Here is a 12,536-nt window from a genome sequence, read left to right as displayed (position 1 = left end):
ATTCCAGAAACCGTTAATTACAATTCGATTGTTAAACCATCGTAAGCCAGCTTGATATTAGAGGGCAAATCCTTTTCAACAACATCATGTAGGCCAAGATTATGACTGATATGGGTTAAATAAGTAGTTTCTGCACCAACTTTTTGTGCGAAAGCAATGGCTTCATTTAAGGTAAAATGAGAGATATGTGGCTCTTTTTGCAACGCATTTAGCACCAGGACTTTTGTTCCTACAATCTTCTCAAAACTTTCGGCTGAAATGGTTTTAGCATCAGTTATGTAAGTGAAATCGCCAATCCGGTAACCGGTTATTGGCAATAAATGATGCATCACTTCGAAAGGAATTATGGTATTTTTTCCGATTTGAAACGTCTCTCCGTTATTTACCTTATGAAGATTAATCTGTGGCAAACCATGGTATTTGGTTTCAGCAAAAATGTAGTAAAATTCTCTTTTTAAGGCAGTCTGAACTCTTGCTGTAGCATAAACATCTATTATCTTATGCAATAAATAATTAAACGGACGGATATCATCTAAACCTGCAATATGGTCTTTGTGCTCATGCGTAAAAAGAACAGCATCTAAATCCTTTACTTTTTCTCGTAAAAGTTGGTAACGAAAATCCGGACCGCTATCTACAACGATAGTTTTATCTCCGGTATCTATTAAAATAGATGTTCTTAATCTATTATTTCGCTTATCGATTGAGGTACAAACTTCGCAATTACATGCAATTACCGGGACGCCTTGCGATGTACCTGTACCTAAAAAAGTAACTTTCATCATAAAAAATCTTCCTTTCTAAACACGTAAAATTCTGTTTGTATCTGCATTAAAATAATTCTGTTTGTTGTAAAGAATGGAAAAACTGGCGTTGTTTATCGTCTAACAAATTTTCATCAGGATTGGTTTGCTTAACCAAAGTAACCAGAGCAGTAATTTTACCTTCAAGATTAGAGAATTTATTCACCACAATAATTTTATTATGTTCGAGAAGGCAAGAACCTGTTTTAAAGTTTCCTTTTTCATAACGAACCTTAAAACCCATTGCAAATAGCAATTGCTCTAATTTCTCTAAAGTATGATTTGTTAGTGGCAACGACATTAGAACAAACTTAGAGAAATCTAATCAGCATTCAAATAATCTTTTTACCACAAAAGGAATTTTAAAGTAAGAAAAGTTCACCAATAATGAACTATATCCGTCATCTCAACTGAAGCGCAGCGCAATGGAGAGAACTTTTAAAACTGCTGAACTACATGCAAACTTCAAAGATTTAGCTTCGCTGAGCACTTTGTGGTCCTTGGCTTCGCTCGAAATGACAATAACATACCTCCCTTGAGTTCCGTGTTTCCGTGGCAAAAACCCTTAAAGCCCAAAACAAAAAAGGTTCAGCTTTTTCCAACTGAACCTTTCAAAATCCTATCCCGCAAAGCGGAAAAAGATAATTATCTTAAATCTACAACTTCAACACCTGGATATTTCTTAGCATCGAAAGCAAAAGTAGTTTCAGGTACATTTACATTAGGTGAAAAAGTTTTCACGTTATAAGTATATTTATTTCCGTTTTTATCAAATAATACAACATTTGCAATTTGCTTAGCTGCTTTATCAATACTTAAACGCACTTTAAAAATTGATTTCTTTGCATCAACAGGAGTTAAATCTATCATCTGATAAGTTTTAGCACCAGATTTTTCTTCGCCCGTGTAAACATATTTAAAGCCTTTTTCGTAAACTGTAAAAATCTTAGCCGGATTTATTGCATCACCGCTATTATCTACATTACTCACCTGTACTTCTTTATCCTTTTTTAAGTAAGTCCACTGGCTTTTACCATCACTAAATAACTCTTGGTTTGTCATGGCAACTTTGTATTTATTTGAGTTAGCCTTAACATATAAAGTACCTTGTTGTGTTTCTTTAACTTTTGCTTTCGGATTATCTAACGTGAAAGAAAAATCAGTTTTTACAATATTGTACGATTTATATTTCTTACTTACCTCTGCTAAAATTGCTTTAGCCTTTGCATCCGTTTGAGCATAAGTTGAAGTTGTAAAGGCAACAACAACCATTAATGCTGAAATTATTTTTTTCATCTTGTGTTTTTAAATTTTCTTTTGAAACCTTTGAGTAGATTTTTCCTCATTGGTTTAATCTAATCCTTGTCATTAATACTATTCAAGAATTGTTCCAAAGAATATTCATCAGGATATAAAACTTCACGGGCCTTACTTCCTTCAAACGGACCAACAATACCCGCAGCCTCTAATTGGTCAATGATTCTACCTGCACGATTGTAACCTAATTTCAGTTTTCTCTGAATTAACGATGTTGAGCCTTGCTGATGCAATACAATTAGTCTTGCAGCATCTTCAAAAAACTTATCACGCTCATTCGGGTCGAAATCTGCTTTACTGCCCTCTCCTGCTTCATCAATATATTCTGGTAGTTGATAAGCATCAGAATAACCACGTTGGTTACCGATATATTCAGAAATTCTATCCACCTCTGGTGTATCAACAAAAGCACACTGTAGCCTGATTAAGTCGCTTCCTGTAGATAAAAGCATATCTCCACGACCAATCAACTGGTCTGCACCACCACTATCTAAGATTGTACGCGAATCGATTTTCGATAAAACCCTAAAAGCTAGCCTAGCTGGGAAATTGGCTTTAATTGTACCTGTAATTATGTTAACCGATGGGCGTTGAGTAGCCAAAACCAAGTGAATACCGATTGCACGAGCTAACTGAGCCAAACGAGCGATTGGTGCCTCAACTTCCTTACCGGCAGTCATCATTAAATCGGCAAATTCATCTACAACTAACACAATAAAAGGTAAAAATCTGTGCCCGTTGTTAGGGTTTAGCTTACGCTTAATAAACTTATCGTTATACTCTTTTAAATTTCTTACCTGTGCATCTTTCAACAAATCATAACGTTGATCCATCTCAATACAAAGCGAATTTAAAGTGTTTACTACTTTTTTAGTATCGGTAATAATTGCATCTGCTTCTCCTGGAAGTTTAGCCAAGAAGTGCCTTTCAATTCTGTTAAACAAAGTTAACTCAACCTTTTTCGGGTCGACCAATACAAATTTTAACTGTGCCGGATGTTTCTTAAATAATAGCGAAACTAAAATTGCATTAATACCAACCGATTTACCCTGACCAGTTGCACCAGCAACCAATAAGTGCGGCATTTTAGCTAAATCAGCAATAAACACTTCATTGCTAATGGTTTTACCCAATGCAATTGGCAAATCCATCGTATTAGAAGTCCATTTTTCGGTATTTAAAATGCTGCGCATCGGTACCATTTCAGGGTGTTGATTTGGAACCTCGATACCAATTGTACCCTTACCTGGCATCGGCGCAATAATACGAATACCCAAAGCCGCTAATGAAAGCGCAATATCATCTTCAAGATTCTTAATTTTCGAAATCCTTACACCAGGTGCTGGAATAATTTCATATAGCGTCACCGTTGGACCAATTGTAGCCTTAATCTTATCAATTTCAATATTGTAATGATTAAGCGTTTCTACAATTTTATTTTTATTAGCCTCAAGTTCTTCTGCATTTACCGAAATTTTATTGGTGCCATAATTCTCCAATAAATCTACTGTTGGGTATTTATAGCCAGATAAATCAAGTTTTTCATCGTAATTGCCAAATTGCTCAACCAAATCATCAGATTTTTTTTCCTCTTCAGTTTTTTCTATCGTAAAAGCAGGTTCTTTTTCTTCTTCAATTGTTGGCTCAACAGTTAAAGGCATTGCCGTCGCAGTAGCTAATGGCAAATTTACAGCCGTAGGCGATAAAACCACAGGCTTAACAACTTCATCTTCCTCATCTTTCTGCTCAAATCTATTCGGTTGTAAAACAACGTTCTGTTGTCTGCGCTCGTTAAATGTTGGTTTTTCGCGTACCGGGAATTCTATTGGCTCAGACGTGTCTTCTACTTCCCTATTACTTGGCGAAAACTTTTCTCTAACCTCATTAACATAATCAGGCGTTTCATTATCCAAGTAAACTTCCTTTTGCTTACGTTCTGGTAATTTAAAATCGATGTTATAAGCGATAATTAAAATGGTTAAACCTGCAAAAGCAATTAAACCGGCCACTCCAGCGGCTCCAATCTGCGCTGCAAGTAATTTATTGCTCCAATAACCAAACTCGCCCTCTACAAAATGCGGCGATGTTGACCAAAAACTATGTGCAAAACCTAAGGTTAAAGAAATAAATAGCAAGAAGAAAAAGCTATAACCTAATGTTTTAGAGATTGATAAAATTTTAACCTTAAATAGTAAACGGTAACCGATTATAAAAAAGGCCAATACAAATAAAAAGGATGCAATACCAAACCATTCGTAAATAAACTGGTGTGATAATAAAGCACCAAATTTACCCAACCAGTTTTGAACAACCGGAATATTAACACCAGCTTCTTTTAATTCCTCTGAGGTTTTAAATAAATTTCCCCAACCTCCATTTGCATCAATTACATAACTCTGGTCATCTTGCCAGGTAAATAAATAAGATGTAAAGGCAATTAAAAAATATAATGAAAGTATAACGAAAAACAAGCCCACAATTTTTATGGCACGCCCGTCCTGCAAATCGAAATTTGGCAAATATTCTCTTTTTTCTTTTGGCTGCCGTCCAGATGACGACCTGCCTGATGCATTATCTGCACCTTTATCTCTGAATGTGTTGGTTTTAAATTGGTTTCCCCTTACCGCCATTTTCTATCGTAATAATTATAAAGAACAAATATAAAATATCTGTTACGAGTTTTACATGCTCCATCAAATTAAATAAAATTATTCAACTCACATTAAACCTTAAACAGAAAAATCTGTCTATTATTTTACAACACACAAGTTGCACGTTTTGTCAAATGAAACGGATTTTGTTTTAGGTTTTATCCCGTTTTGCCCGGATAGGTTAAACGGGATTTTTTTATTTAGAAAATCACGGTTTTGCTTTTCATAGGTACCGTAGTCCTGCTATCCATTACAATCTTTTTGTTTCTGTCAGTCTGAGCTTGTCGAAGACCTGCACAAAAAAGTATTTCCATTGCTATCAGGTTTACTGAACTTAAGTCTTTGCAACAAACAAAACCTGCTTTCATGGTAATTGACAAATCTGTACTTGTTGTATGCCCAATAACATCATCGACTCAACCAAATCCCTTATTTCAGTAAAAATTTCTACACTTTATTAATTTTTTGTTAATTTAAATCAACTTTAAACAAAAATCTATATGAGTATAGGGCTACTTGAAGAAAATATTGAAGCTGGAAATTTACAGGCGGTTAAAGAATTACTGATACAAAATCCATCTTTAGCTAATACCAATACTTCTCATAATATATCTCCATTATTATTAGCTTGCTATTATAAAAAGCAGGAAATTGCCAACCTTATCGCTGAATTTATAGATAACCTAACATTGTTCGAGGCCTGCGCAGTTGGTAAATACGATGCCGCATCGATGCTTATTTTTCAAAATCCAGATAGCATTAATCAATTCTCTGAAGATGGCTTTACACCTTTAGGCTTAGCTTGCTACTTCGGGCATGAGGAATTGGCAAAATTCTTAATTCTAAAAGGCGCTGATGTTAATCTGGCCTCAAAAAATGGATTTAATGTTTTCCCAATACATTCGGCTGTTGCAGCAAATAATATTAACATTACCAAAATGCTTTTAGATGCGGGTGCTTATCCAAATGTTTGTCAGAAAGCCGGTTTAGCACCATTACACACAGCCGCACAACTGGGAAATATAGAATTGATTATCTTATTACTGGAACACGGTGCAGAAGTAGGCTTACGTATGGAAGGTGGAAAATTACCTGCAGACTTAGCAGCTGAAAAAGGCTTTAACGAAATTGCAGAGATTTTGAGGGAAGATTAGTTGTAGGTTTTAAGTGATAAGTTTTAAGTAACCTAAAACGTAGAACTTAAAACATATAACTTCAAATTACTCCCAAATCCTTAACCTCATTTTCTTCATATATGTTCTAATATCCAAAACTACAGCAGCCAAAAGATAAAAAAGTATAGGAAAACCTACGGCAAGAAAGGATGAATAAATAAAAAACAGCCTTACTTTGGCTGTACTCATATTTAACTTATTCGCTAAATAGGTAGAAACACCAAAACTTTGCTGCTCAAAATAAGTAATAATCCTTTGGAACATTATAAGTTTATTTAAACTCTAATTTAACAATAATATTTGGTTAAAGTACAAACAGAAAATTGAGCTAGTCCAAAATCAATTTCTCAAAATCTTGCTTGTCTTCGTGTTTTATAAATAAAATCTGCTTTTCCTCTAAACCAGAATACTTTTTCTTAAGTTCATTTTTGAACTTCTCTATATCAACATCAGCTTGTAAAATCACAGTTAAAGCATCGGCATTGCCTCTTACTTCGATAATCTTATCCGGGTAAAGTTCTTTAAGTTCGTGTGGGAATTCCATAGTGCTAAAACGATTGAAAGAGGAGATTGTTTTAAACTTAGCAAAGCATTATGCCTGTTTTAAAATCTTTATCCCAATACCACAAGATAAGCATTTTTTCTGGTCGCAATACTGCTTTTTTAACTGCAAAATACCTTGTGAGGCAAAGGCATTATCAATCACAACACCTGCCTCATTAAATTTATCGGTTATCGCATTCTGTTCTGCAGCTAAACTTTCCAACAATTTTATCGCTCAGCTTGTGTAAAATTGTGTTCCTGTGTGTTTACCGTAGGCAAATAAAAAAAGTGCGATTGTATTCAATAGAACATTATCGATTGATGATTTTCCAATTTGCGTATTTACCCCTACCGCTTCCTTTCTGAAATGGTAATGCGTTTTCCAATATTGATTTACAGGTAACTCTTCAAATAATTTACGCAACTCCGCTACTTCTTTAATTTCTATTATTTTCGAAAATAAATGGTTCGCTTTAACAATTAATGCGGCAAATTGCGCCAATCGTATGGTTGGAAAATTTTGTGGTCGCATCCGCATAAATTTCCATAGAGGAACTTCAATAGATTTTATAGCATACTTTCTCTGCAAAAACTGATATTCCTGTTTCAACTTTGCGGGATATTCTTCTTTAAAATCATCATTTAAAAAGCCCGCAGCACCAAAAACCAGTGCTTCAATTTGCATCGCATTATCTTTATGCTTACCATAAATTTGCTGTGGAATCGCTTTAGCAAATAATTCAAATGGCAATGCATTTACCTTAAATCCAAAGTTTTTGGCTATGAAACGATAAAAGGTTTCATCCCAATTTCCATTTAATTCGTTTAAAGTTCTAATTACTGATTGTGTTTTTTCTTCGAATCTTTCTATCAATGTTCTCGATAAAAAAGAATCAATTATCAGTTTATCTACATTTCGTATTTGTGCTATACAGGGAAAATCGGTCAGCGTTAAAAACAGATGTTCATATTTTTGAATTAAAGTATCAGAAATACGGCTTTTGAGTTCCAGGACTGGTAAAACCGAACCATCAATTCTTTTAATCTCAACATCATTTTCATAAACTACATGAAGAATTACGTTTTCGTAGCTGGCATCAGTTTGATGATTGTGTTTTAGCCAATCAGAAGATTTAATGTGAATTTCAACGTTACCTGCCCAAACCGTTTCTCCAATTTGAATTTTAGCGTTACTAAAATCAGGACCAGAATTTTTATTCAGAAAGCCTTGATGAATAATTTTTAAATTTTCTCCAGAATCAATTATCAAGTCGTTATAATCAAACGACCTAAACTGCCATACGTAATGAAGAAAATCTTCTCGAAAATTCATTTTTGAAGATAAAAAATATTCCTAAAAGTTTTAAATCAAAAAATTAGCTTCTTTTGAGTAGTTATTAAAAATATAATTAATTAGGTATCGATTATCAACTTTGTCAAAAACAAAATACCAGTTAGTTTTAGGATTGATACTAAAGCTGACGAAATAATCTCCAAAATTAGAAAGTGATGCAGGAATTTTATGGTGTTTCTTTTTTTAATTTGCCTTTCAACTAATTCGATAAGTTTGGTAACGTATTCAATTGCACTTTCTCTGTATAAAAAATAATTTTCATAGAAGAGTGTATCAATTAATTCACTAAAATATTTTAAAACTGAGGGATGGAAATTTATAACTACTTCCAAGGTAAACTATCAATATGCTGAATAATGCTGCTTTTAAATTCCTCTGCCGAAAGACTTTCTTGCCATTTATTTTCAAAATCAATATTTTGTTTTGAAACTTTTGAATAAACAAAAGCTTGTTCATTTGCAACAGGCAACTGACTTTCCAGTAAAACATTTAACAATTTGTTCTTCTCAGAATCTGTCAACTGCTTCACCGAAGCAACCAGCGATTCAAAATCCTCATTAAATAATTCATTGTTCATGGTAAGATATTAATAAATTAAATATAAGAATTTTATGCTACCTCTGCTTTCTTCTTATAATTAGTGATAAAAACTCCTGCAATAATTAATACAGTTGCAACTATCAAATCTATATCAACTTGTTCATTAAGGATTAACCACCCTAAAAATATCGCTATAACCGTATTGAAGTATGTTAGAATAGAAACTTCTGATGCTGAAACCTTTTTCAAGGCATAGTGATAACAGAAATATCCGAGAACAGAGCCAAATATCGCCAGGTAAACTGATGCAAAAATACTTTCAGTTTTCCATGAACTAACATCGGCTTTGCCTGAAAAAATTAATGCTAAACCAAATTGAACAATTGCGGAGAATACAAACTGGTAAAATAGATTTAAGAAAATGTATTGAGGTTTCCCGCTATGTTTTTTAGAATAAATGGTACCTACAGTCCATCCTGAAACAGCAATAACCAATGATAATATTCCATTACGGTAACCGGGTTCCAGTAAATCGCTGATTCCATCTCTGAAAATAAAAACTATCCCCAAAAAGCCAATAAAAACGCCAATAAATCCTTTCAAGCTTGGTTTTTGAATCCCAAGAAAAACACAACCCAAAAACACCAATAATGGCGAAGTTGCATTTATTAAAGATGTTAAACCACTCGGAATTGTTTTTTCAGCAACGGTTGTCATGCCGTTTGCAATAATCACCATTAATATAGAAAGCAAAATCTGGCGTTTAAAACCCGACCAGCCAATCCATTTTAATTCCTTTTGTTTAATTAAAATTATCAGAATAATTAAGGATGCAATGGTTTGACGAATGGCAGTTACATACCAAGCCGGAATACTTTCTACAGCAACACGAATACCTAAATAGGTTGTACCCCATATTAAAGCAACTCCAGATAAAGCAAGTATAAGTTTTAAATCTATTTTGGATTTCATAAATGTATTGAGATTAACCGCAAAGAACGCCAAGCTTTACGGAAAGAAAAAGAGAGTTTTGCCACGAAAACACAGATTAACACGGAATTTTAATTTTATTTTTCCGTGTCTTCAATGCTTCCGTAGCAAAAAATAAAATCTGCAAATCTGTGGCTTAAACCAAATTCGCCCCAACTAAAATCTGCTCCATTTCTTGTTGCAGCTTTAAAGCCTCTTCCCTAGCCTTTTCAGCAAAATCCTCTCCCTTGCTAGCGTAAATAATTCCTCTGGAAGAATTAATTAATAATCCGCATTGCGAATTCAAACCATATTTACATACTTCTTGCAAATCGCCACCTTGTGCACCAACACCAGGCACCAAAAGAAAATGATTTGTAGCCAACTTACGCACATCTGCAAATGCGCTTCCACGAGTTGCGCCAACTACATACATCATTTGTTCGTCAGTTGCCCAATTTTGAGAAGTTTTTAATACCTTTTCAAAAAGTCTATCCGATCCTATTTCTTGCAATTGAAAATCAGCATGCCCAGAATTTGAGGTTAATGCCAACAGAATTACCCATTTATTCTCGAAAGTTAAAAATGGCGTTACTGAGTCGCTGCCCATATACGGTGCAACCGTAACAGAATCAAAACTCATTTCAGATGATTTTTCGTTGAAAAAAGTTTCCGCATACATGGCAGATGTGTTTCCAATATCGCCACGTTTAGCATCAGCAATAGAAAAAATATCTTTTGGAATGTACTGCCACGTTTCGATTAATGTTTCCCAACCCTTTTTGCCATAACACTCGTAAAAAGCAGTATTTGGTTTGTAAGCAACACACAAATCTTTAGTGGCATCAATAATCTGCTTATTAAATTCCAAAATTGGATTTTCGTATTTTAATAAGTGTTGAGGAATTTTATCTAACGAAGAATCCAATCCAACGCATAAAAATGAACGCTTTTTTTGTATTTGCTCAAAAAGTTGCTGCTTAGTCATATAAGGGCTTATTTGCTGCAAATATGAGGTTTTTTAAGTTTTTATAAAGAGGAAATAATCTTCACATTAATTATTTTTATAAACATTTTAAACTTTTTCTTGCGGATTACGTTTCAAATACATACAATTGCAACATAATTTCTCAACCGTTTATCTGAATATCCCAGAAAAATTTTATCAAGACTTGTTTTTTGTTACCATTTTCTAAAGACGAAACGCCGTTTTTATTCAGCACGTAAACAATTATGAAACCATTTTGAGTATCCAAAAACCACTCATTTTAGGTTTTGTAATCATAAGATTTTATACACAATGAAACCGCCAGGGCTTTAACACTAACACAAATATTTTAGCCTGAGCAGATTTATAACCGGAAACATCCGTTATAAACAAATGAAAAATTTCTTGAAACATATAAATTTAGAATGTTTAGCAAAACAGAATTAAATGAGAAGCTTACTCCAGAGTTACGTGAGTTAGCTAAATCTTATGGCATCGAAGGTGCCGAATCCCTAAGAAAAATTGACCTTGTTGAAGTACTTTTACACCAGCAAGAAATTATAAACGCAGCTAAAGCAGGTGCAGATCCATATAGCGAATCTGAACCGGTTGCTGTAACCTCAACTACAAAAGCAAAGGCTGCAAAAACCGAAAAAGCACCAAAAGTAGCAGCCGCTACTGCTGAAGCAGAAAATCCAATTGTAGAAAAACCTGTTAAAAAGAGAGCAAGACTAAGTAAAGATGAATCTGCAGCTCCTGCAGAAAGAAGAAGAGAATCTGTTACTTTATTTGATGAACCTCAACATCAACAAAAAGCAGAAACGCAACCAGATAGAATTGTTGAATCTGAAGATGGTGGCAGTAAACCAATTTCTGCTTTAATCGAAGAAAGTGCAGAAGTAATTCCCGCAGCTCCAAGACAAAGAAATGAGCCGAGAGAAAAGCAGGAAAAACCTCAACGCGAAGATAATCGCCAGCAAAAGCAACCAGGTGGCGGCAATCATCATAAAAACGAAAACAGTTATTCTAATTTAGATTTCGATAACGTTATTACAAATGAGGGTGTTTTAGAAATTATGCCTGATGGATATGGTTTCTTACGTTCTGCAGATTACAACTATTTAACTTCTCCTGATGATATTTATGTATCTCAGTCCCAAATCAAACTTTTCGGTTTAAAAACCGGCGATACTGTAAAAGGTAGCATTCGTCCACCGAAAGAAGGCGAAAAATATTTCCCATTGGTTCGTGTAGAAACGATTAACGGCAGAATCCCTGCTGAAGTTCGGGACCGTGTTCCTTTTGATTATTTAACACCACTTTTCCCAACTGAAAAATTAAATTTATTTACGGATAACAGTAACTATTCTACCCGTATTATGGATTTATTTACTCCAATTGGTAAAGGACAACGTGGTTTAATTGTAGCACAACCAAAAACGGGTAAAACCAATTTATTAAAAGAAGTTGCAAACGCGATTGCTAAAAACCACCCTGAAGTTTATTTGATTATTCTTTTAATTGATGAGCGTCCGGAAGAGGTTACCGATATGGCTCGTAGTGTAAGAGCTGAAGTTATTGCTTCTACTTTTGATGAACCGGCAGAACGCCACGTAAAAATTGCCAACATCGTTTTAGAAAAATCGAAACGTTTGGTAGAAAGCGGACACGATGTCGTAATTCTTTTAGATTCAATTACCCGTTTAGCTAGAGCTTACAATACAACTGCACCTGCATCTGGTAAAATTTTATCGGGTGGTGTTGATGCAAACGCTTTACACAAACCTAAACGTTTCTTTGGTGCAGCCCGTAACATCGAAAACGGTGGCTCTTTAACGATTTTAGCAACTGCATTAACCGATACAGGTTCAAAAATGGATGAGGTTATTTTCGAAGAATTTAAAGGTACAGGTAACATGGAGTTACAATTAGACCGTAAATTATCGAACAAACGTATTTTCCCTGCTATCGATATTACTGCATCGAGTACACGTAGAGATGATTTATTATTAGATAGAGATATTTTACAACGTGTTTGGATTTTACGTAACCATTTGGCAGATATGAACAGCCAGGAAGCGATGGAATTTGTACAAGCGCAAATAAAAGGCACAAAAAGCAACGAAGAGTTTTTAATTTCGATGAATAGCTAAATAGGTAATAAGTTTTAAGTGGTAAGTTTTAAGTAACGTTCCA

General features: G+C 34.4%; 13 protein-coding genes. 2 read left to right on the top strand and 11 right to left on the bottom strand.

Annotated features, from left to right (window positions below; genetic code table 11):
- Nucleotides 1–17: 17 nt before the first annotated feature.
- The 4 genes from ACO05K_RS03545 to ACO05K_RS03530 all read right to left on the bottom strand — a co-directional run bounded on the left by ACO05K_RS03545 (nucleotide 18) and on the right by ACO05K_RS03530 (nucleotide 4,750).
- Nucleotides 18–782 carry an MBL fold metallo-hydrolase gene (locus tag ACO05K_RS03545; protein WP_421946273.1) on the bottom strand — a complete coding sequence of 255 codons (765 nt, stop codon included), beginning with the start codon at nucleotides 780–782 and terminating at the stop codon, nucleotides 18–20.
- A 49-nt stretch (nucleotides 783–831) separates the two neighbouring features.
- Nucleotides 832–1,104 carry a hypothetical protein gene (locus ACO05K_RS03540; protein ID WP_421943087.1) on the bottom strand — a complete coding sequence of 91 codons (273 nt, stop codon included), beginning with the start codon at nucleotides 1,102–1,104 and terminating at the stop codon, nucleotides 832–834.
- A gap of 344 nt (nucleotides 1,105–1,448) precedes the next feature.
- The gene (locus tag ACO05K_RS03535) at nucleotides 1,449–2,099 is read right to left on the bottom strand and encodes a LolA family protein (protein WP_421943086.1); all 651 of its coding nucleotides are present in this window, start codon (nucleotides 2,097–2,099) and stop codon (nucleotides 1,449–1,451) included.
- 59 nt (nucleotides 2,100–2,158) lie between these two features.
- On the bottom strand, nucleotides 2,159–4,750 hold the full coding sequence (locus tag ACO05K_RS03530) for a DNA translocase FtsK 4TM domain-containing protein (RefSeq protein WP_421943085.1): 2,592 nt from the start codon (nucleotides 4,748–4,750) through the stop codon (nucleotides 2,159–2,161).
- Between the two features lie 521 nt (nucleotides 4,751–5,271).
- Here ACO05K_RS03530 and ACO05K_RS03525 point away from each other — a divergent pair.
- A complete protein-coding gene (locus ACO05K_RS03525; protein ID WP_421943084.1) occupies nucleotides 5,272–5,925 on the top strand; it encodes an ankyrin repeat domain-containing protein in 654 nt (217 codons plus the stop codon).
- Between the two features lie 66 nt (nucleotides 5,926–5,991).
- On the opposite strand, the gene ACO05K_RS03520 is transcribed toward ACO05K_RS03525, so the two are convergent.
- The 7 genes from ACO05K_RS03520 to pyrF form a co-directional block, all read right to left on the bottom strand.
- A complete protein-coding gene (locus ACO05K_RS03520; protein WP_316738951.1) occupies nucleotides 5,992–6,210 on the bottom strand; it encodes a PspC domain-containing protein in 219 nt (72 codons plus the stop codon).
- Nucleotides 6,211–6,274: 64 nt separating this feature from the next.
- Nucleotides 6,275–6,490, bottom strand: a complete 216-nt coding sequence (locus ACO05K_RS03515) for a hypothetical protein (RefSeq protein ID WP_421943083.1) — start codon at nucleotides 6,488–6,490, stop codon at nucleotides 6,275–6,277.
- A gap of 48 nt (nucleotides 6,491–6,538) precedes the next feature.
- A complete protein-coding gene (locus ACO05K_RS03510; RefSeq protein ID WP_421943082.1) occupies nucleotides 6,539–6,712 on the bottom strand; it encodes a hypothetical protein in 174 nt (57 codons plus the stop codon).
- 12 nt (nucleotides 6,713–6,724) lie between these two features.
- On the bottom strand, nucleotides 6,725–7,822 hold the full coding sequence (locus ACO05K_RS03505) for a DUF2851 family protein (protein ID WP_421943081.1): 1,098 nt from the start codon (nucleotides 7,820–7,822) through the stop codon (nucleotides 6,725–6,727).
- A 343-nt stretch (nucleotides 7,823–8,165) separates the two neighbouring features.
- A complete protein-coding gene (locus ACO05K_RS03500; RefSeq protein WP_421943080.1) occupies nucleotides 8,166–8,420 on the bottom strand; it encodes a hypothetical protein in 255 nt (84 codons plus the stop codon).
- Between the two features lie 32 nt (nucleotides 8,421–8,452).
- On the bottom strand, nucleotides 8,453–9,355 hold the full coding sequence (locus tag ACO05K_RS03495; RefSeq protein WP_421943079.1) for a DMT family transporter: 903 nt from the start codon (nucleotides 9,353–9,355) through the stop codon (nucleotides 8,453–8,455).
- 154 nt (nucleotides 9,356–9,509) lie between these two features.
- The gene (gene pyrF, locus ACO05K_RS03490) at nucleotides 9,510–10,340 is read right to left on the bottom strand and encodes an orotidine-5'-phosphate decarboxylase (RefSeq protein ID WP_421943078.1); all 831 of its coding nucleotides are present in this window, start codon (nucleotides 10,338–10,340) and stop codon (nucleotides 9,510–9,512) included.
- Nucleotides 10,341–10,765: 425 nt separating this feature from the next.
- Between pyrF and rho the strand changes: the two genes are divergently transcribed.
- A complete protein-coding gene (gene rho / locus ACO05K_RS03485) occupies nucleotides 10,766–12,493 on the top strand; it encodes a transcription termination factor Rho (protein WP_421943077.1) in 1,728 nt (575 codons plus the stop codon).
- Nucleotides 12,494–12,536: the final 43 nt, after the last annotated feature.

It is taken from the genome of Pedobacter sp. (assembly GCF_965227205.1).
GTDB lineage: Bacteria > Bacteroidota > Bacteroidia > Sphingobacteriales > Sphingobacteriaceae > Pedobacter.
The sequence above is the reverse complement of the archived record's forward strand: the minus strand, read 5'-3'. Positions and strand labels throughout refer to the sequence as shown.

What these genes read in the sequence shown, in the direction of transcription:
- ACO05K_RS03545 (WP_421946273.1), bottom strand. Translation starts at nt 782, where the DNA reads ATGAAAGTTACTTTTTTAGGTACAGGTACATCGCAAGGCGTCCCGGTA.
- ACO05K_RS03540 (WP_421943087.1), bottom strand. Translation starts at nt 1,104, where the DNA reads ATGTCGTTGCCACTAACAAATCATACTTTAGAGAAATTAGAGCAATTG.
- ACO05K_RS03535 (WP_421943086.1), bottom strand. Translation starts at nt 2,099, where the DNA reads ATGAAAAAAATAATTTCAGCATTAATGGTTGTTGTTGCCTTTACAACT.
- ACO05K_RS03530 (WP_421943085.1), bottom strand. Translation starts at nt 4,750, where the DNA reads ATGGCGGTAAGGGGAAACCAATTTAAAACCAACACATTCAGAGATAAA.
- ACO05K_RS03525 (WP_421943084.1), top strand. Translation starts at nt 5,272, where the DNA reads ATGAGTATAGGGCTACTTGAAGAAAATATTGAAGCTGGAAATTTACAG.
- ACO05K_RS03520 (WP_316738951.1), bottom strand. Translation starts at nt 6,210, where the DNA reads ATGTTCCAAAGGATTATTACTTATTTTGAGCAGCAAAGTTTTGGTGTT.
- ACO05K_RS03515 (WP_421943083.1), bottom strand. Translation starts at nt 6,490, where the DNA reads ATGGAATTCCCACACGAACTTAAAGAACTTTACCCGGATAAGATTATC.
- ACO05K_RS03505 (WP_421943081.1), bottom strand. Translation starts at nt 7,822, where the DNA reads ATGAATTTTCGAGAAGATTTTCTTCATTACGTATGGCAGTTTAGGTCG.
- ACO05K_RS03500 (WP_421943080.1), bottom strand. Translation starts at nt 8,420, where the DNA reads ATGAACAATGAATTATTTAATGAGGATTTTGAATCGCTGGTTGCTTCG.
- ACO05K_RS03495 (WP_421943079.1), bottom strand. Translation starts at nt 9,355, where the DNA reads ATGAAATCCAAAATAGATTTAAAACTTATACTTGCTTTATCTGGAGTT.
- pyrF (WP_421943078.1), bottom strand. Translation starts at nt 10,340, where the DNA reads ATGACTAAGCAGCAACTTTTTGAGCAAATACAAAAAAAGCGTTCATTT.
- rho (WP_421943077.1), top strand. Translation starts at nt 10,766, where the DNA reads ATGTTTAGCAAAACAGAATTAAATGAGAAGCTTACTCCAGAGTTACGT.